Annotated in this window: 19 protein-coding genes; 11 read left to right on the forward strand and 8 right to left on the reverse strand. The window is 72.0% G+C overall.

Translation table 11 applies throughout. From position 1 onward, the window contains the following. Window positions 1-79 precede the first annotated feature (79 nt). Window positions 80-976, forward strand: coding sequence for a thiamine-phosphate synthase family protein (locus tag ACMGFG_RS14165; protein ID WP_436930977.1), 897 nt, complete (start codon window positions 80-82; stop codon window positions 974-976). Then, window positions 976-1,638: a class I SAM-dependent methyltransferase gene (locus ACMGFG_RS14170; RefSeq protein ID WP_436930978.1), complete on the forward strand. Its 663-nt coding sequence runs from the start codon at window positions 976-978 to the stop codon at window positions 1,636-1,638. The genes ACMGFG_RS14165 and ACMGFG_RS14170 overlap by 1 nt, the downstream gene beginning before the upstream one ends. 10 nt (window positions 1,639-1,648) lie before the next feature. On the opposite strand, the gene ACMGFG_RS14175 is transcribed toward ACMGFG_RS14170, so the two are convergent. Next, complete coding sequence (locus ACMGFG_RS14175; protein ID WP_436930979.1) at window positions 1,649-2,911, reverse strand: glycosyltransferase family 87 protein; 1,263 nt, start codon at window positions 2,909-2,911, stop codon at window positions 1,649-1,651. A 152-nt stretch (window positions 2,912-3,063) separates the two neighbouring features. On the opposite strand from ACMGFG_RS14175, the gene ACMGFG_RS14180 reads away from it, so the two are divergent. Beyond that, window positions 3,064-3,345 carry a hypothetical protein gene (locus ACMGFG_RS14180; protein WP_436930980.1) on the forward strand — a complete coding sequence of 94 codons (282 nt, stop codon included), beginning with the start codon at window positions 3,064-3,066 and terminating at the stop codon, window positions 3,343-3,345. A gap of 81 nt (window positions 3,346-3,426) precedes the next feature. On the opposite strand, the gene ACMGFG_RS14185 is transcribed toward ACMGFG_RS14180, so the two are convergent. Both ACMGFG_RS14185 and ACMGFG_RS14190 read right to left on the reverse strand, forming a co-directional pair. Beyond that, on the reverse strand, window positions 3,427-4,017 hold the full coding sequence (locus ACMGFG_RS14185) for a hypothetical protein (protein ID WP_436930981.1): 591 nt from the start codon (window positions 4,015-4,017) through the stop codon (window positions 3,427-3,429). Window positions 4,018-4,172: 155 nt separating this feature from the next. Then, window positions 4,173-4,862, reverse strand: a complete 690-nt coding sequence (locus ACMGFG_RS14190) for a helix-turn-helix transcriptional regulator (protein WP_436930982.1) — start codon at window positions 4,860-4,862, stop codon at window positions 4,173-4,175. A gap of 148 nt (window positions 4,863-5,010) precedes the next feature. Here ACMGFG_RS14190 and ACMGFG_RS14195 point away from each other — a divergent pair, with 148 nt between their 5' ends. Further along, window positions 5,011-5,679: a hypothetical protein gene (locus ACMGFG_RS14195; RefSeq protein WP_436930983.1), complete on the forward strand. Its 669-nt coding sequence runs from the start codon at window positions 5,011-5,013 to the stop codon at window positions 5,677-5,679. Between the two features lie 75 nt (window positions 5,680-5,754). On the opposite strand, the gene ACMGFG_RS14200 is transcribed toward ACMGFG_RS14195, so the two are convergent. Together ACMGFG_RS14200 and ACMGFG_RS14205 are read right to left on the reverse strand one after the other, a co-directional pair. Beyond that, window positions 5,755-6,537: a DUF7001 family protein gene (locus tag ACMGFG_RS14200; RefSeq protein WP_436930984.1), complete on the reverse strand. Its 783-nt coding sequence runs from the start codon at window positions 6,535-6,537 to the stop codon at window positions 5,755-5,757. Window positions 6,538-6,587: 50 nt separating this feature from the next. Beyond that, the gene (locus ACMGFG_RS14205; protein ID WP_167837336.1) at window positions 6,588-6,734 is read right to left on the reverse strand and encodes a hypothetical protein; all 147 of its coding nucleotides are present in this window, start codon (window positions 6,732-6,734) and stop codon (window positions 6,588-6,590) included. A 121-nt stretch (window positions 6,735-6,855) separates the two neighbouring features. Between ACMGFG_RS14205 and ACMGFG_RS14210 the strand changes: the two genes are divergently transcribed. Further along, window positions 6,856-7,551 carry a class I SAM-dependent methyltransferase gene (locus tag ACMGFG_RS14210; RefSeq protein ID WP_436930985.1) on the forward strand — a complete coding sequence of 232 codons (696 nt, stop codon included), beginning with the start codon at window positions 6,856-6,858 and terminating at the stop codon, window positions 7,549-7,551. Between the two features lie 50 nt (window positions 7,552-7,601). Here the strand turns inward: ACMGFG_RS14210 and crtID are convergent, their stop codons facing one another. Beyond that, window positions 7,602-9,206 (reverse strand): bifunctional phytoene desaturase/3,4-desaturase, encoded by a 1,605-nt coding sequence (gene crtID, locus ACMGFG_RS14215; protein WP_436930986.1) that lies wholly within the window; start codon window positions 9,204-9,206, stop codon window positions 7,602-7,604. Between the two features lie 102 nt (window positions 9,207-9,308). Here crtID and ACMGFG_RS14220 point away from each other — a divergent pair, with 102 nt between their 5' ends. Both ACMGFG_RS14220 and ACMGFG_RS14225 read left to right on the forward strand, forming a co-directional pair. Continuing rightward, entirely contained in the window at window positions 9,309-10,328 is a 1,020-nt protein-coding gene (locus ACMGFG_RS14220; RefSeq protein ID WP_436930987.1) for a Brp/Blh family beta-carotene 15,15'-dioxygenase, read from the forward strand. A 99-nt stretch (window positions 10,329-10,427) separates the two neighbouring features. Further along, window positions 10,428-11,972, forward strand: a complete 1,545-nt coding sequence (locus ACMGFG_RS14225) for a SagB/ThcOx family dehydrogenase (protein WP_436930988.1) — start codon at window positions 10,428-10,430, stop codon at window positions 11,970-11,972. Window positions 11,973-12,029: 57 nt separating this feature from the next. On the opposite strand, the gene ACMGFG_RS14230 is transcribed toward ACMGFG_RS14225, so the two are convergent. After that, window positions 12,030-12,785 carry a hypothetical protein gene (locus tag ACMGFG_RS14230; RefSeq protein ID WP_436930989.1) on the reverse strand — a complete coding sequence of 252 codons (756 nt, stop codon included), beginning with the start codon at window positions 12,783-12,785 and terminating at the stop codon, window positions 12,030-12,032. A gap of 422 nt (window positions 12,786-13,207) precedes the next feature. Here ACMGFG_RS14230 and ACMGFG_RS14235 point away from each other — a divergent pair, with 422 nt between their 5' ends. Beyond that, window positions 13,208-13,330, forward strand: coding sequence for a hypothetical protein (locus ACMGFG_RS14235; RefSeq protein ID WP_436930990.1), 123 nt, complete (start codon window positions 13,208-13,210; stop codon window positions 13,328-13,330). A gap of 373 nt (window positions 13,331-13,703) precedes the next feature. On the opposite strand, the gene ACMGFG_RS14240 is transcribed toward ACMGFG_RS14235, so the two are convergent. Next, window positions 13,704-14,636 carry a sulfide-dependent adenosine diphosphate thiazole synthase gene (locus ACMGFG_RS14240; protein ID WP_135363983.1) on the reverse strand — a complete coding sequence of 311 codons (933 nt, stop codon included), beginning with the start codon at window positions 14,634-14,636 and terminating at the stop codon, window positions 13,704-13,706. 153 nt (window positions 14,637-14,789) lie between these two features. Between ACMGFG_RS14240 and ACMGFG_RS14245 the strand changes: the two genes are divergently transcribed. From ACMGFG_RS14245 to ACMGFG_RS14255, 3 genes are all read left to right on the forward strand, one after another. Continuing rightward, the gene (locus ACMGFG_RS14245; protein ID WP_436930991.1) at window positions 14,790-15,716 is read left to right on the forward strand and encodes a thiamine-phosphate synthase family protein; all 927 of its coding nucleotides are present in this window, start codon (window positions 14,790-14,792) and stop codon (window positions 15,714-15,716) included. Between the two features lie 119 nt (window positions 15,717-15,835). After that, window positions 15,836-16,189: a hypothetical protein gene (locus ACMGFG_RS14250; protein WP_436930992.1), complete on the forward strand. Its 354-nt coding sequence runs from the start codon at window positions 15,836-15,838 to the stop codon at window positions 16,187-16,189. Between the two features lie 22 nt (window positions 16,190-16,211). After that, complete coding sequence (locus ACMGFG_RS14255; protein ID WP_436930993.1) at window positions 16,212-17,213, forward strand: hypothetical protein; 1,002 nt, start codon at window positions 16,212-16,214, stop codon at window positions 17,211-17,213. Window positions 17,214-17,255 lie beyond the last annotated feature (42 nt).

Below are 17,255 nucleotides of genomic sequence, written 5' to 3' on the forward strand. Positions count from 1 at the left end.
CGGCACGGTGTCGGCGAGAAACGAGATGGCGTTCGGAGGCGACCAGTGACATGCTGGCGAGAACGGCGGTGACCGGCCGATGAAGTTCGTCGAGGAGGTCGTCGTCGACGAGTTCCTGCCGACGTTCAGGTCGATGCTCGCCGAGGCGCTGCGCGAGCGCGACCTCACCCAGAGCGAGGTCGCGGAACTGCTGGGGATCAGCCAGAGCGCCGTTTCGAAGTACGTCCACGGCGAGGTCGAGCGCAACGAGCGCCTGCTGGCCGACCGGCGGATGGACGAACTGGTCGAACGGCTCGCCGAGGGGCTGGCCAGCGGCGAGATGAGCCCGGTCCAGGCGCTCGTCGAGGCGGAGGTGTTCGTCCGCCGGCTGGAGCGGGGCGACCTGCTCGCCCAGCTCCACGAGGCGGAGATGCCCGGCCTCGCCGAGTACGGCGACGACCGCTTCGCCATCCACGACCCCGACAGCACCGTCCGCGCGGCCGAGCAGGTGCTCGCGTCGCTCCGGCGGGGCGTCCGCATCTTGGAGAACACCGACGACTTCCCCGAACTGGTGCCCGCGGTCGGCTCCAACCTCGTCGAGTGCCTGCCCGACGCCGACGGCATCGAGGACGTGGCCGCGGTGCCGGGCCGGATCCTCGACCTGGAGGGGACGACGGCGATCCCGGCGGACCCGGAGTTCGGCGTCAGCGAGCACGTCGCGAGCGTGCTGCTGGCAGCACGGGCCGGCGGCAGCGACGCCCGCGCGGCCCTGAACGTCCGCTACGACCCCGAACTCGTCGAGGCGCTGGAGGCGGCGGGGTACACCGCCGTCGAGTTCGACGCCGACCGCGACCCGACCGCCGCCGTCGCCGACGCGCTGGCGGAGTCGCCCGACGCCGACGTGCTCTACCAGACCGGCGGGTTCGGCGTCGAACCGATCGTCTACGTGCTGGCCGACGAGGCGCCGGCCGCCGCCCGCGCCGTCAGGGAGCTGTAATGGCCGACGACACCCGGGCGACCCAGGCGTTCTACGGCCGCTGGGCGAACGCCTACGACTGGCTGGCGACCGCGCCGGGCGTCGAATCCTGGCGCGACCGCGCGGCCGACCGGCTCGACCTCGACGCCGGCGACACGGTCGTCGAGGTGGGCTGTGGCACCGGCGCGAACTTCGCCCAGTTACGCGAGCGGGTCGGCCCCGAGGGACGGGTCGTCGGGATCGACGTGACCCGGGGGATGTTGCGGCGGGCCGGCGAGCGCGTCGACCGCGCCGGCTGGGAGAACGTCCACCTGCTGCAGGCCGACGCCCGTCGACCGCCGGTCGACGGTCCCGTCGACGCCGTCCTCGCCACGTTCGTCGTCGGGATGTTCGCCGACCCGCGTCCGGCCGTCGAACGGTGGATCGAGACGCTCGGTCCGGGCGGGCGGATCGTCCTGCTCAACGCCGGCCGCTCCGAGCGGCGGGTCGCCGCGCCGCTGAACCTGGGCTTCCGCGCGTTCGTGCGCCTGGCCGCCCCCGGGGACGGCCGCGTCTCGCCGACAGAGAGCCTGGAGCGGCGGGTCGCGACCGCCCGCGATGCCGTCTACTCGAACTGTCCCGACCACGGGTTCGAGGAGTTCGGGCTCGGCTACCTGGGGCTGGCCTGGGGCGAGCGGGCGTGAACGAGTTCGGTCAGGCGTCACCGTCGCCGAGAACGTCGCGGAGCGGCGCGGGGACCGACAGCGCCCCCGACTCGACGCGGTAGACGAGACAGCCCGCGAGCGTGAGCAGGCTACCCCAGAGCACGGGCGTCCCGAGACGGAGCACCGGGAGCGCGGCGTCGAGTATCGCCTGTCTGGTAGCGGGACCGACCGGGAGCGCCCAGAGGGTCTCCCGGAGGTTGCCGTAGGACAGCGAGACGTTCGCCAGCAGGGCGCCGGCGACGAACAGCCGGCGACCGCGGCCCGCGGGGAGGTCGTAGAGGAGGACCACGAGCGAGAACGCGGTGTAGGCGTAGTACAGCAGCAGCGACGGGAAGGCGAGGACCATCGCGACCAGCGTCCCGTGGACGGCGACGTGGCGGTCGGTGACGGTCCGGGGGCGGTAGTACAGCGCGGCGAGGACGGGCGCCAGCAGCGCGGCCGCGCCGACGGCGTACCAGACCGGGTCGACGTTCGGGAACAGCACCGACAGCGGCCGGCGGAGCGTCACGAAGCTCTTGCCCGGCGGCAGTCCGCCGACGAAGTCGGCCGTCTCGCGCTGGGGGAGCAGGGCGTCGGTGACGTACGTCCGGGTGGTGTCGACGCCGAAGACGAGCAGTCCGAGGCCGAACAGGCTCGCTGCGGTCCCGACGGCCGCCCCGATGGCACGCCAGGCGCGCCGCCGGAGCAGCCAGAGGCCGACCGCGGCGGGGAAGACCTTCACGAACGCGGGGATCGCGAGCGCGACGCCCGCCCGGGTCTCCCGGTCGCGGGCGAGCCGGACGAACCCGGCGACGAGCGCGAGGGTGAGGACGTGGTTCACCTGGCCGTAGCCCAGCGAGGGCGCCGAGTGGGCCGACGCGAGCAGGAAGGCGAACAGGAGCGCCCGTTCGAGGCGGCCCACGTCGTAGCCGAGCGACTCGACGTAGTCGACGAGCAGGCGGGCGGCGACGGCGCTGGCGGCGACGGAGACGGCGGTGATGGCGATGAAACCCGGGACCCAGCCCTCGGCGAGCGCCGAGGGGAGGAACGCGAGGACGGCGGCGGGCGGGTAGACGTAGTGGTAGCCGCTGTCCGGCGGCGTGACGGCGTAGAAGTCCCCGCCGGCCAGCGCGGCCTCGGCGGCGACGTGGTAGACGCGGTAGTTGAGGCCGAAGGTGCCGGGCCGGTTGACGGCGTAGTTGCCCAGGATCGCGACGCCCAGCAAGGCGCCCGTGGCGAACACCGCCAGCGCGTCGCGGCTCCGGTCGGTCACGCTCGCCGGTCCGCGGGCGCCCCTCTTGTGCGTGCCGGATCGGGGCCGGCGTGAGCGGTCCACGCCGACGCCGCCGTCGTCTCCGGGCGCGGGCGTGCCGCGGACGCTCCTGCGCCGCCGGATTTTTCGGAACCGCGCGGAGATTCTAGACGATGCCCTCCAACAGAGCAACAGGCGCAGCGCCGATAGCGACCGGCGTCTTCCTCGCCGGAACGGCCGCGCGAGAAGTCACACAGCACGGATTCGAACGCTGGACGACGCTGGCGCTCGTCGGCGGCCTCTCGGCGGTTGCCGTCGGGGTCGGCGTCCTGACCGGCCGCGGCGGGTTCGACGCCGACGACTCCGACGACCGGCGCGACCGGACGACGACGGTCGCACTCGCCGGCCTCGCGCTGGCGAGTCTCGCCGTCGGCGCCGCAGTCGCGCTGGCGTAGCGCCGTTCGCTGGTTACCCGCCCGTTGTCGGTCGTCGGGCGGAAGTGACGGCAGGCGGATCGTAGTGTGCGGTCCGCCCGGTCACCGTTCGGGGGTCGACGCGTTCGCCACCGTGTACTCGCTCTCGTTCAGCGATAGCTGGACGAACGCGTCGCTGTCGGTCGTCAGCCGCGTCGCGTTCGTCCCGCTCGGCGCGGCGGTGCCGCCGGAGTCGACCCGGACCGTCCCGTTGCCGACCCGTTCGATCTCGATCTTGTCCCGTTCGAACTCGTCGGCGGTCACGACGACGGGTTCGCGGACGTCGACGACCGAGCCGTCAGACACGTCGGCGACGACACGGGTCGGCGCCGTCTCGTTGCGCGCGACCCAGACCGACACCGGGTCGCCGTCGTCGACCGGCGCCCACACCTCGAAGCGGACGCGCTCGCCGTCGACGGCGTCGCGGACGCTCTCGTTCGCCCACGCCGTCCGCCAGGCGTCCTCGACCGTCGCCGCGTCGAGTTCGTCGTCGGGGTCGACCGTCTCGACCGTGTAGTTCTCGGGCGGTTCGACTGGCGCCGGCGTCCCCGTCGCGGGGGCGGCCGGCGAGTCCGTCGCGGTCGCGGCCACCACGCTGCCCGTCCCGAGGACGAGCACCGCGGCGGCCGCGAGTGCGAATAGTTTCCGTCGCATCGTCTCACTGGGGCGGTCGCCCCGGCGACACCTTCGGAGAAAGCCCTCAAAGTCGTTGATTGGAAAGGGGACGGAAGCGGTTCGAAACGCCCGAAATCCGCCGTTTCGTGGGTGGGGTGAGCGTGCCGAGCGGGTCGGGCGAGCGTGACGAACTATCAGATGAGGGTGACGAGGTTCCCCATGCCGCGGCGCTTGCGCTCGAGGAGGTCGCGGTGTTCGAGCGCGTCGAGCGTCCGGCTGACCGTCGCCTTCGACAGGTCGGTCTCCTCGACGATCTCCCGCTGGGGGAGCTCGCCACCGGCGTCGAGGACGAGCCTGAACACGGTCTCCTCGTTGCCGGTCAGCCGCTCCGCGGCCGCTTCCCACTCCTCGCGGCGGGACTCCGGGTCGGCCGCGTCCGCTGCCCTGGGATCGGCCGCGGTCGCCCGCCCGGAGTCGTCGCCGGCCGCCCCCTCGGCGCGTTCGGGCGCGGCGGTCGCCGCGCGGGTCGCGCCGTCCGCGACGGGCTGTGTCGCGCCGGCGTCGGCGGATCGGACCGGGTCGCCGGCACGGTCGTCCGGCCGGTCGGGGTCGCCATCGGACTGGTGGGGGTCAGTACCGGACTGGTCGGGGCCGCCAACCAGCAGGTACGTGCCGGCCGCGCCGAGGAGCGCCGCCGAGACGCCGACCACCGCCACGTCGCCGTACGTGAAGTACTGCCCGATCCGGGTGGTCTGAGCGCCGTCGCCACCCATCGAGACGACGACCGGGGACGGCGAGATCAGCTGGACGGCGAGCACGAGCGCCGCGGCGACGACGGCGACCGCGGCGAGGAGGTGTCGCGGGTGGAGGGCGCGGGGGTCCATGGCCGACGCTAGCCGGGGACACCCCCAAATGCGTATCGCTCTCAACCCGTCGTACGAGGGCTGAAACGCCCGTGGAACGCGTTTCCAACGCGTTCGGAACGCGTTTCATCGACGGGTTGATTGGCTCTTCCGACCGACCGATCACGGGATGGCGACCGACGACCGCACGCGGACGACCGACTCTCGGGCTCGGGCGGCTCTGCTCGTCGGGCTAGTAGCGCTCGGCGTCGGACTCGGGGCGGCCGGGGCTGCGCTGTTCCCGGGCGGACCCGCGGGCGCCGGCGAGCCCGGCGCGGCGTTCGTGGTCTCGGAGCGGAACGTGAGCGTCGCCGACGCCGACCGCGACCCGACGGTGGTCGCGAACGTCTCCTCGGCGAGCCGGGTCGAGATCGAACGGGTCGACAGCGGCCGGTTCAGAGTCAGCACCGACACGCCGCTGACCGACCGCGAGCGCCGACGCGCGAAGTCGATCACCCGGTCGAACGAAACCGTGCAGCGGGCGCTCGCCGCGATGGACGGGCACGAGTTGGCGGTCGAACCGATACGGAAACTCACCGTCGGGTCCGCGACCCGGGTGAACGCGACCGTCCAGTCGACGAACGGCTCCGGCGGGGTCCGGACGTTCCGGGTCGAGAACGTCACCGGCGGGTCGGACGGGTCTGTCGTCGTCGAGCGGTCGCGCGACTACGTCGACGGCGCGGCGAGCGTCGAGATCCGTCGCTCCCCGTCCGGCGAACTCGCCTACACGGCGCGGGTGGACCTGACGAACGGGACGGTGACCGGCGTCACCGACTGGGCGGCGGTCCGGGACGGCTGACGGACGGGCCGACGCACTCGGCGGGAAAGAAAACAGGGTCCGGAGTCGGTCGGTCGCCGCGCGCTCCCAGTGGAACTACACCCGGTATCGCTCCGCGTGTTCGGGACAGAACTCCGGGTCCCGAAGCTGTGCCCGAACGACGCCGGGCTGGCGGTGGGGATTCGTCAGCCGACAGTCCTCGTCGTCGCAGAAGCCCTCGCCGGTCTCCAGGTAGTGGTAGCACTGGAGGACGTAGCCCCGAACGGCCTCGGTCGTCCGGGGGTCGTCCTCGACGAGGAACTCCCCCTCGACCTCGTTCTCCAGGACCTCCCGCGGCGGCGCGCCGCCGGAGACCAGGGCGTGTTTCTGCTGTTCCTTGTAGTACTGTTCGGGCTTGGCCGGCGCCTCGTAGAGGCCCGGCACCGACACGACGCCCGGCTGGCCGAGGACGTTCACCCGCTTGTGCCAGCGGCCGTCGTGGTCGCCCCAGGTCCCCACCACGCGGTCCAGCAGCGGGACGTGCAGGTGGTCGAGCCCGCGTTCCTCGTCCGGAAGCAGGCCGTTCAGAATCTCCTGGACCTGCAGCCCGTCGTAGATGACGCCGCCGCCGCGCTCGGGGTTCTCGATCGCCCGCTCCTCGTAGCGGACGATGCCGACCATCGTGTTGCCGGTCTCGCGCTCGTACGGCGAGAGCACCCGCGCCTCGGCGAACGACTCCGCGAGGTCCTGGTCGTCGTCACCGTCCTCGTCGCCGTATACGGAGAGAAACCGGTCGCGCACCGCCACGTCGGCGTCGACGCGCTCGCGGAGCCACTCGGCGACCGCGTCGGCGTCGGCCGCCGTCGTCGGCGCGCGGTAGAGCGTGACCTCGTCGACCATACGAATCGGTGGTACCACCGGGTAAAACGCGTTGCGGCTCGGGACGAGCGCTAGATCTCACTGCCGTCGAAGCGTTCGTGGCGCTGGTCGTCCAGCTCCGCGAGGTGTTCCCTGATGACGCTGCGCCTGTCCTTCCGGTTGCACGCCGGCGCCGGGCAGCCGACGTACTCCCGCTCTCTGGTCGCCGTCTCGGGCATACGTCGTGCTACGAACTCACACACTATATTCGGACCGGTCACTCAGTTGCCGAGTACCTGCGGGTTCCTGACTCGCAAATACTATACATCGATGTACAGATAGAAACATCAGGCTACAATTATGAACAATAAGAAGTTCGAAGTCGAGGCCGACTTCCTGACGATCGGTCGGACGTTCGCGGAGTACCGGCGGATGTTCGACCTGCGGGCCGGGGACATCGCGGGGCGGGAGCTACTGGACTGCGGCGGGGGCGCGGGGGCGTTCACGGCGACGGCGGCGGAACTGGCCGAGCGGGCGGTCGCGGTCGACCCCCTGTTCGGTCCGCCGCCCGACGCCCTCGAACCGGAACTCACCGATGCAATCGAGTACAACGTCGCCCAGCTCCGCGAGAAGCGGGATCTCTTCGTCTGGGACTTCTACGGCGGCGTGGACGCCCGGGAGTGGTACCTCCGCGCGGCGGCCGAGCGGTTTCTCGCTGACTACGCGACCCATCCCGAGCGCTACGTCACGGGCGCGCTCCCGGCCCTCCCCGTCGCGGACGACGCGGTCGACCTCGCGCTGGTCTCGAACCTGCTTTTCACCTACGACGACCGGCTGGACCGGGCGTTCCACGAAGCCGCGGTCCGGGACCTCGCTCGCGTCGCCCGCGAGGAGGTCCGCGTCTTCCCGCTGCACTCGCTGGATCGGGCGCGTTCGGCGTTCGTCGAGCCCGTCGCCGACGCGCTCCGGGCGGACGGCCACGCCGTCGAGTACCGCGAGGTGCCCTACGAGTTCCAGCCCGGCGCGACCGAGATGCTGGTCGTCGAGCCAGCGTGAGGCCGACGACGAGCGGGAGTCGACGGTCGCCCGAACGGCGGCATCCGCCGTCACCACAGCGGGGGCATCCGGCGATCCGCTTCGGCGTCCTCGCGGACGGCCGCGGCGGTGTGCTCGGCGCTGATGAGACACATCGGGACGCCGATGCCTGGCGTCGTGTAGCCGCCGACGTAGTAGAGCCCGTCGGGCTCGCCGCGGTGTGACGGCCGCAGCGGTCCGGTCTGGAACAGCGTGTGGGCCAGCCCGAGCGCGGTCCCCTGCGGGGCGTTGACCCACTCGGCGAACTCGGAGACGCAGGCCTCCCGCTCGACGGCGATCCGGTCGCGCAGGTCGACGCCCGCGTGGGCCGCGATGTCGTCGAGCACCTGTCCGCGGAACCGCTCGCGGCGCTCGGGCGAGTCGTCCAGTCCGGGCGCGATAGGAACGAGGACGACCACCGTCTCGTGGCCGTCGGGAGCCACCGTGTCGTCGGTCCGCGAGGGGACGTTCACGTAGTACGCCGGGTCCTCGGGCCAGGCCGGGTCGTCGAAGATCCGCTCGAAGTGGCCGTCCCAGTCGGTCGGCAGGACGAGCGTGTGGTGTTCCAGCTCCGGCAGGTTACCCTCGACGCCGAGGTACAGCATGTACGCCGACGGGGCGTACGTGCGGTCGGCCCAGTAGTCGTCGCCGCGGCCGTACTCGGGTCCGAGGAGTTCGCGCTGGACGTGGGCCGGGTTGGCGTTGCAGACCACGCGGTCCGCGCGGTGGCGGTCGGTCGCCGCGGCGTCTCCCTCGTCGCTCGGTCGGGTCGAGACCGCCAGTCCGCGCGGTCGGTCTTCGATGGCCGTCACCGTCGTCTCGGTCCGGTAGTCGACGCCGCGCTCGCGGCCCAGTTCGACCAGCGCCTCGACGACGCTGTAGATCCCGCCCCGGGGGTAGAAGACGCCGAGTTCGAAGTCGACGTGGGCCATGAGGTTGTAGAGCGCGGGAGTGTTGTGGGGGGCGCCGCCGAGGAAGACGAGCGTGTACTGGACGAGCTGGCGGAGCTTCGGGTCCTCGAAGTAGCCGGCGGCGTGGTCGGCCATCGACCCCAGCAGGGCGATCCCGCGGGCCGACCGCGCCACGTCGGGGTCCGCGAAGTCCCGGAGTCGCGGGCGGTCCTCGTAGACGAACCGGTCCATGCCGACCTCGTAGGTGAACTCCGCCTCGTCGAGGTACTCGCGGAAGGCCTCGCCCGCGCCGTCCTCGTAGGACTCGAAGATGTCGGCAACCGCGGCGGGGTCGTCCGGCACGTCGACGCGGTCGCCGTCCTTCCAGAAGATCCGGTAGTGCGGGTCGAGCCGGTCGAGGTCGTAGTAGTCGGCGGGCTCGCGGTCGAGGCAGTCGAAGTACCGCTCGAAGACGCCGGGCATCAGGTACCACGACGGCCCGGTGTCGAAGGTGAAGCCGCCGGCCTCGATGCGGTTGGCGACGCCGCCGACTCGCTCGTTCTTCTCGAGGACGGTCACGTCGGCGCCGAGTTCGGCCAGCATGGGAGCGGTCGCGAGCCCACCGAACCCGCCGCCGACGACGGTCACCCGCTCGCCCGCCAGGGGGTCGCCCGACAGGTCCGGCCCCTCGGGCGTCGTCTCCCGCGTCGGCGGAGCGGTCGGATCCTCTGTCGATTCGCGTGCCATACCGGAGGGGGAGGACTCGCCGCCTATCACCCACGGGTCGCGTTCCCAGCGGGCTGGAACGCCGGTCGGTTTTTAAGCCATGTCAGTCCTCCACATCCACCGATGGCGCACGCAGACCCCGAACTCTCGCTGCCGGGAGCCGAGCGGGCGGGACCGACCGGGCGCCTGCTGCGGGCGTCGCGAGCCGTCTTCCTGTGGCTGACGGTCGCGTTCGCGGTCGCCACCTACGCCGGCGTGACCCTCCCGCTGGACGCGCAGGCGGCGGTGTACCTGGGCCTGATGGGGACGGTCAGCCTCTACCACGGCGGGTTCGAGCACGTCGCCAACCTCCGCGGTCGCGGCGAGTCGCTCCAACTTCGCTACCTCGCGGCCTACGTCGGGCTGTTGGGCGCGGCGCTGGCGCTGTTCGTCGTCGCGCCGGTCGCAGGGCTGGTCGTCGCCGTCGGGATCACCGTCCTCAAGGCGGGCCACGGCGGGATCGCGGTCCGGCAGCGGGTGCGCTCGGGCGAGGGCCTGGGCACCTGGCGGGCGCGGTTCGTCGGCGCGGCGGTGCGGGGCGGCGCGGTGATGGTCGTCCCGTACCTGGCCGCGCCGGGCGTGTTCAGCGCCGTCGCCTACGCGATGGCGGGGCTGTTCGCGAGCGACCCGGCGGTCGGCTGGCTGTTCGACCCCGTCCGCCGGGCGTTCGTCGGCGGCTGCTACGCCGGCCTCCTCCTCGGCTACCTCGCAGCCACGCGGGGGACCGCCGACCCGTCGGCCTGGCGCGCGGAGGCCGCCGAGGTTGGCCTGCTGGTCGCCTTCTTCGCCGTCGTCCCGCCCATCGTCGCCGTCGGCGTGTACTTCCCCTGCTGGTACGCGACCCGGCAGGTCGCCCGCATGACCGACGGGTCGCCCGACGCGACGCTGGCCGACGCCGTCCGGCGCGTCCTCCGCGACGGCGCGCTCCCCTGGGTCGGTGCCCTGGCCGTCCTCGCCGGACTGGTCGTCTGGCTCCCGCGACCCCCGACCAGCGCCGTCGGCTGGGTCGCCGTCTACAGCGTCTTCGTCGCCTGCGTGGCCGTCCCCCACGTCGTCGTCGGCAGCTGGCTCGACCGCACCCGCGGGATCTGGTCGGTCCACTGAGCGCTCCTCTCGCCGGCCCGCCAGTTCGCGGTGGCGGTGGCCTGTCGCCCGGTCGCACATCACCCCAAGCGGTTAGGTCCGGCCGGTCGAACCGCCGGCATGGTCGACGCCCGCGAGTACCACGAGCGGACGAACCACTCGCCGGAGCGACTCCGCGAGCTGTCCTTCGAACTCGACGAGTCCAACCGGCCCCGCCCGTACAAGGTCTACGAGGACCTGCCCCGCCTGTCGCCCGACGGCGACCCGGACCCGCCCGAGACGCCCGCGCTGGCCGCCGTCGCGACCGACGGCGCGGACCCGCCGGCCGCCGCGCCCGACGCCGGCGGCGACCCGGACATCACGACGCTCTGTCACTACGCCGCCGGGGTCACGAAGGAACTGGAGATCGGCGGCCGGGAGATGCGGTTCCGCGCCGCGGCCTGCACGGGGAAGCTCTACCACGTCGACCTGTACGCCGTCACCGGCGACTGCGGGGAGTTCGACCCGGGCGTCTACCACTTCGACCCCGAGGGCGGCGAGTTCGACGTGCTCCGGGAGGGCGACTACCGGGGCGTCCTGGCGGCGGCCAGCGGCGACCACGCCGGGGTCGCCGACGCGCCCGTGACCGTCGTCGCCGCGTCGGAGTGGTGGCGCAACGCCTGGAAGTACCGCGAGCGCACCTACCGCCACGCCTTCTGGGACTCGGGGACGATCCTCGCGAACCTGCTCGCGGTCGCCCACGGCGGCGGCCACCGCGCGGAAGTCGTCGCGGGCTTCGCGGACGACCCCGTGGCGGAGTTGCTCGGGGTCGACCCCGACGACGAGGCGCCGCTGGCGCTCGTCCCCGTCGGCTCGGGGACGCCGGCCCCCGAGAGCGCCGAGATGCCCGAAATGAACCCTATCGACCCCGCGGAACGGCCGCTCTCGGAGGACCCAGTGGACTATCCGCTGGTCGCGGACGCCTGGCGCCAGAGCCGGCTGGAGAGCGGGGCGGCCGCCGAGTCGTGGCGCGACGCCGTCGCCCACGAGGTCGCGGACACCTCGCTGGGCGAGCGCGCGGACGACGCGGAGTGGATCGCTCTCGACCCCGTCGACAGCGAGACCGCCTCGGCGCGACCGGTCGGGGCGACCATCGAGCGCCGCGGATCCTGCCGCGAGTACAGTCACGAGTCGATCAGCGCCCGGAAATTCGCGACGGTGATGGACCGCGCCATGCGCGGCGTACCCGCCGACGCCTTCGCCGGCGACCTGCGCGGGCTCGTGGACTGCTACTGTCTCGTCCACGCGGTCGAGGGGATCGACCCGGGCGTCTACGAGTACCACCCCGGGACGGACGAACTGGAGTGGGTCCGCGAGACCGACCGCGAGACCGCCGGCCACCTCGCGCTCGGGCAGTCGGTCGTGGGCGACGCGGCGGTGAACGTCTACCTGATGGCGGACGTGGACGCCGTCGTCTCGGAGTTCGGGAATCGCGGCTACCGGCTCGCGCAACTGGAGGCGGGGATCGCGCTCGGGCGGCTCTACCTGGCGACCTACGCGCACCTCGGGCTGGGCGGCCGCGGGTTCACCTTCTTCGACACCGAGGTGGCGGAGTCCCTCTCGCCCCACGCCGGCGGGCAGACGCCGATGACGCTCTTTGCGTTCGGCAAGCCGGCAGAGGAGTGAGCGAGTGGACCGCCGGCGCCCGCCGGGGGTCCTGCTTTCCGTGGAGCGACCGAGCGGTCACTCGCTGTCGGCGATCGAGTCGATAGCGTCGGCGGCCGCCGCGGCCAGTTCCTCGTTGGCCGTGTGTTCCTCGGCGTACCGGAGCGCGTCGAGCCCCTCGGGATCGCCGAGCTTTCCGAGCAGTTCGACCTGTGTCTCCCGGGGCGCGACGGTGAGAGAGAGGCCGCTCCCGAGCTCCCCGTCGGTCTCGGCCTCCTCCTCGACGCTCGACCGGAGCGTCCGCGCGATCGGTTCGACGAGCGCCGTCCTCGGAACGTCGACCGCGCGGTCCTCGGCGGCGACGCGTGCGAGCGCGAACAGCGTGTGGGGTTCCAGTCTGCCGTCGGCAGCCATCAACGCCGCCAGGTCGTCGACGACGGGCGAGAGGTGGTCGGGGTCGGCCTCGGCGAGTTCGAGCAGCACCGACCCCGCGAGCAGATCGTTCATGAAGGCCCTGTCGGCCTCGCCGAGCGTCGTCTCCCCCCACTCCTCGGCTGGCCGGTTCGACAGGGTCTCGACGACCTCCGGCGCGAGGGTCGCGGCGCTGCTGGGGCGCTCCTCCGCCAGCGACGCCGCGGCGCCGAGGGCGAGCCCGACGACCGCCTCGTCGTCGCGCCCCAGCAGCGCCGCGATGTCGTCGACATCGTCTTCGTCGACCTCTCCGGGCGACTCGTCCGCTTTCGCTTCGAGTCGCTCGGCCAGTTCCTCGTCCGACGGCCCGGTCACGGTCCGCCGGATCCGGCCAACTATCGAATCGGTTCCGTCGTCCGTCATACGTCAGGGAACCGTCCGGCGGACAATAAGTGTGGGCAGCGACTGGCGGTCGCGGGATCGGTCTCTGCGCGTGTTCCGCGGTCGGATCTGGGTCACTTCGTCGGGCCGACACCCACGACGCGGTTCGCGGTCGGCGGGCCGACTGCGGTGTGAATGGGCGGGTTAGCTCGGGTCTGTCGGCTCGCTCGTCGCGTGATGGGGTCCGACTGGCCCGTGCTCGGGACAGGTGCCCGCGATGGGCGTCGCGTTGAGACAGCACTGCCGGCTGTCCGTCGCCGCGAGGTCTTTCTGGAGCTTTTGGCCGCAGAGTCGGCAGTACTCGGGCTCGTCTGTCACTATTCGTGTGTTGAGGGGTCATCAGGGAAGGTCTGTCGATGGTGGCCGGCGGAGGGCCTACAATCGCACTGGAGGCCGATAACGATGTGAGGGGGTTCGCTGTCACGACGGCGGGACCGCCCCGGAGCGCCGTGGCCATCCTCGTCCTGCTGTTCGCGCTCTACTTTGTGAAGCAACTCTACGAGTGGGGGAAGGCCGGGTTTCTCTGAATCTGTTCGTGGCGAGTTCGAGTGGCTGCGAGCGACAGCAGAGGTTGAAAGCCCTCGGCGCGCTCGCTAGCAGCCATTGCGACCGCAGGAGACAGCAAGTGGTGAAAGCCCTCGGCGCGCTCGCGGTCGCTGAGCGACATATCCGCGCTCTCCGCACCGCCCGCGCGGATAGGGGTCGCTCAGACGACTAGACGAGCGCGAGCGCGCCTCGCCCTTTCAGTCCGCCAGGAACAGCACAGCACCGCAGACGGCCACGAACCTCCCCAACCGATTGCGATGCTCGCAGGCTGCGCTTCTCATCCCTCGCGCGGCTCCGTCGCGCGCATGAAAGCGCGCGACAGCACGCGCCAAAACGAGTGTTCAGTTGGCTACGCTAATCGTCGGCCGGGGCCGCGGCGTCGCGGCTCGTCAGGTCGACCGGGTCGGCGTCGACTTCGAGTTCGTCGAGCGCGACCTGGGCGGCGCGCTTGCCGGAGACGAGCATGGCGCCGAAGGTCGGGCCCATGCGCGGCAGGCCGTAGGTCGTCGCGGTGGCCATGCCGGTGACGACGAGGCCGTCGTGGGCGAGACCGGTGTGCTCGACGACGGCGTCCTCGCTCTCGCCGACCCACATCGAGTCGTGGCCGGGCGAGTCGTGGCCGGGGGCGCCGTAGGTGTCGTCGTCGGTCTGGTCCATGCCGCTGGCTTCCTCTTCGAGGCCCGGCGCGTTCAGGACGCCGCGCTCGTCGAGCTTCTTGACGGCCATCGCGTCGTGGCCGGTCGCGTCGATGACCAGATCGGCCTCGACGGCGATGGGGTCGACGCAGGTAATCTCGCGGGGCAGCGCGTGGACCGGCGTCCAGTTCATGACGATGCCGCCGACGCGGTGGTCCTCGCGGATGACGATGTCGGTGAACTCCGTCATGTTCTGCATCTTCGCGCCCGCGTCGCAGGCGGCCTTGATGAGGCCCGAACACGCTTCGGGCCCGTTGGCGACGTACAGCCCCTCGCTGTCCTTGGACTGCTTGTGGTCCACGTCGAGTTCGTCGAGGACCTGCTGGGCCGGATCGCGGACGGTGACCTTGTTCATCAGGAACCCGCCGAGCCAGAACCCGCCGCCGAGGTAGTTGTTCTTCTCGACGACCATCGTCTGGACGCCCCGCTCGGAGAGCTCCTTCGCCGCCATCAGCCCCGAGGGGCCGCCGCCGACGATGATCACGTCGCTGTCCGAGAAGTCCATGAACTCCTCGGTCCACTCCTGGCCGATCGCTCGGGTGACTTCCGCCTCGCCGACGTCGCTGAACTTGTCGAAGCCTTCCTGGCTCATATCACTTGGTGTTACCAGCCAGTGGTAAAACACCTTTCGTTATAACTCGCTTGTACAACCGACTGAATACGAGCGCGATAGCGGGGGTCGAACCGGGAGGGCAGCGGGGTCGTTGTACAACGCGCTTATACGGCGGCCGGAGCAAGCAGTGGTATGGCACTGCGGTTGCCCAGCGAGATCGTGGTCGAGCGGTTCCTCCCGACCGCGCGGGCGATGCTGGCGACGGAGTTGCACGACCGCGGGTTCACGCAGAAGGAGATCGCCGAGCGCCTCGGACTCACGCAGGCGGCGGTGAGCAAGTACCTCCGGGGCGACGTGACCGTCGAGGAGCGGTTCGCCGACGACGAGCGGATGGTCGCGACCGTCGAGACGGTCGCCGAGGGGTTCGCCGACGGCTCGATGGACGGCTACGAGGCGCTCGCGGAGTTGCTCGACCTCGTCCGCGCCTTCGAGGACCGCGGTCCAATCTGTGCCGTCCACGAGGAGGAGATGCCCGCGCTGGAGGGGCTGGGCTGTGACCTGTGCGTCCGCGGGACCGACGACGCGGTCCTCGCCGAGCGGGAGGCGCTGGCGGCCGTCCGCCGCGGGGCCCGCCGGGTCGCGAACGAACCGGCGATGGCCGAGCACGTCCCGAACGTGGGCACGAACGTCGGTACGGCGGTCCCCGACGCCGCCGACGCGACCGACGTGGCCGCCGTCCCCGGGCGCCTCCAGGCGGTCAACGGCCGGATCATGGTCCCCGCGGACCCGGAGTTCGGCGCCTCCCAGCGCGTCGCCGAGACGATCCGGGCGGCGATGGCCGTCGACTCCGACGTGCGGGGGGCCCTGAACCTCGCCACCTCCGAGGTGCTGCTCGACGCCGCCCGCGAGCGCGGGATCGACCCCTTCGAGTTCGACGCCGACTACGACGACCGCGGCGAGCGCCTGCGCGCGGGCTTCCGCGAGCGCGGCGGCGTCCCCCGCGTCATCTACCACGAGGGCGCGTTCGGCATCGAACCCGTGACCTACGTCTTCGGCGAGACGGCGACCGAGGCGGCCGCCCTGGCAGTCGACCTCGCCGAGTCGGCGCGAACGGAGTGACAACCGGAGCCGTTTCACCGACCGGAAGTATTTATTGAGTGACAGCCCCAGGTCGGGACGATGGGTCCCCGCCGCTCGACAGCGACCGTCCTCCTCGCTGCACTGCTCGTCCTCGCCGGGTGCTCGACGCTCCTCGGCGGCGGTTCGACACCCGGGTCGACCGACGGAGCGACGCCCCCGCCGACGACTACCGGCGGGTCGACCGGACCGACCGCGACCTCCACCTCCCCGCCGACTCCCACGGTCACCCCGAACCCTGTGGCGACGCGGACACCCGGGACGGCGACGCCATCGCCGACGCCGAGTCCCACCGCGACGGCGACATCTACCCCGACCGCGACAGCGACGCCGACCCCGACCCCGACCGCGACCTCCTCACCCACGCCGACGGCGACACCGACGGCCGTTCCGCCGAGTGGGAACTCCTTCGAGGGAGTCGGCGAGAGCGACCCCGTCGTCGTCCGCGGCGGTGACCTCCCGGTCAACGCGACCGCCGTGTACCAGCGGGTCGAGCGGGTGATGGACGCCGACGCGCCCGCGCCGACGGTGCAGGTGAGTGACGACGGCCCGATCAACTTCTCGGCGGCGTCGCTCTCCCCGCTCCAGGAGGCGCTGGGCTACCGCCGCGGTGCCGAGTCAGTCGCGAAGTGCGGACGGTTCTACCCCGCCTTCGCGACCGACGACACCGTCACGGTCGCTCCGGGGAACCTCTCGGCCGGCGCGGTCGAGCTGATCCTCGCCCACGAGTACGTCCACATCCTCCAGGACGGCGTCGAGGGGTACGACCGGGTCAGTGACGTCGAGAGCTTCGCGGTCAGGCGCTCGCTCTCGGAGGGGAGCGCCGTCTACGTCGCCGACCGGTACGCCGACCGCTACGACAGGCGCTGGAACGGGACGACACCGCTGGGCATCCGCGAGTGCATCTATCACCGTATCGGCGACGCCAACCGGGGGCTCGCCGGCCGCTACTACTTTGGCGCGCGCCACTTCGCACAGCGGGTCGACTCGCCGGCGGATCTCTCGGCGGTGTACCGCTCGCCGCCCCGGACGACCGAACAGCTGATCCACGGGCTCGGCCCCGACGAGGAGCGGGTCGCGAACCTCTCGGTGTCGGTCCGCCAGCGCGGTCGGTGGATCGGCGACACCCGCCAGCGGGCGGGCGAGCTGCGACTCCGGTCGTGGCTCCGGACCGGCCTCGACGCCGACCGCGCCGGCACCGCCGCGACGGGCTGGGGCGCCGACGAGCGGCTCACGTTCGACCGCGGCGAGCGGACCGGCGTCGCCTGGGTGCTCCGTATGGACTCGCCCGGCGACGCCGACGAACTCGCCGCGGCCCTCGACGATCTCGAAGCGACGCTGGAGTCGCGTGACGCGACGAGCGTCGAAACGGCGCGCGTCGGCGACGGGACGGTCGTCGCCTTCGCCGGCCCCGAGTCGTTCGTGGCGGGCGCGGAGGCCACCGGCTCTGCGGGCGACGTAACCGTCACCGTTCCGTAGCCGAGTCGTCCCCTACCGGACCGCCCCGACGCCCGCCGGCAT

Source organism: Halosimplex halobium, from assembly GCF_051414055.1.
In the GTDB taxonomy this organism is placed as follows: domain Archaea; phylum Halobacteriota; class Halobacteria; order Halobacteriales; family Haloarculaceae; genus Halosimplex; species Halosimplex halobium.

Excerpts from the sequence above, each read along its gene's own strand:
- ACMGFG_RS14165 (WP_436930977.1), top strand. The coding sequence starts at position 80 with ATGAAGTTCGTCGAGGAGGTCGTCGTCGACGAGTTCCTGCCGACGTTC.
- ACMGFG_RS14170 (WP_436930978.1), top strand. The coding sequence starts at position 976 with ATGGCCGACGACACCCGGGCGACCCAGGCGTTCTACGGCCGCTGGGCG.
- ACMGFG_RS14180 (WP_436930980.1), top strand. The coding sequence starts at position 3,064 with ATGCCCTCCAACAGAGCAACAGGCGCAGCGCCGATAGCGACCGGCGTC.
- ACMGFG_RS14185 (WP_436930981.1), bottom strand. The coding sequence starts at position 4,017 with ATGCGACGGAAACTATTCGCACTCGCGGCCGCCGCGGTGCTCGTCCTC.
- ACMGFG_RS14190 (WP_436930982.1), bottom strand. The coding sequence starts at position 4,862 with ATGGACCCCCGCGCCCTCCACCCGCGACACCTCCTCGCCGCGGTCGCC.
- ACMGFG_RS14195 (WP_436930983.1), top strand. The coding sequence starts at position 5,011 with ATGGCGACCGACGACCGCACGCGGACGACCGACTCTCGGGCTCGGGCG.
- ACMGFG_RS14200 (WP_436930984.1), bottom strand. The coding sequence starts at position 6,537 with ATGGTCGACGAGGTCACGCTCTACCGCGCGCCGACGACGGCGGCCGAC.
- ACMGFG_RS14205 (WP_167837336.1), bottom strand. The coding sequence starts at position 6,734 with ATGCCCGAGACGGCGACCAGAGAGCGGGAGTACGTCGGCTGCCCGGCG.
- ACMGFG_RS14210 (WP_436930985.1), top strand. The coding sequence starts at position 6,856 with ATGAACAATAAGAAGTTCGAAGTCGAGGCCGACTTCCTGACGATCGGT.
- crtID (WP_436930986.1), bottom strand. The coding sequence starts at position 9,206 with ATGGCACGCGAATCGACAGAGGATCCGACCGCTCCGCCGACGCGGGAG.
- ACMGFG_RS14220 (WP_436930987.1), top strand. The coding sequence starts at position 9,309 with ATGGCGCACGCAGACCCCGAACTCTCGCTGCCGGGAGCCGAGCGGGCG.
- ACMGFG_RS14225 (WP_436930988.1), top strand. The coding sequence starts at position 10,428 with ATGGTCGACGCCCGCGAGTACCACGAGCGGACGAACCACTCGCCGGAG.
- ACMGFG_RS14230 (WP_436930989.1), bottom strand. The coding sequence starts at position 12,785 with ATGACGGACGACGGAACCGATTCGATAGTTGGCCGGATCCGGCGGACC.
- ACMGFG_RS14240 (WP_135363983.1), bottom strand. The coding sequence starts at position 14,636 with ATGAGCCAGGAAGGCTTCGACAAGTTCAGCGACGTCGGCGAGGCGGAA.
- ACMGFG_RS14245 (WP_436930991.1), top strand. The coding sequence starts at position 14,790 with ATGGCACTGCGGTTGCCCAGCGAGATCGTGGTCGAGCGGTTCCTCCCG.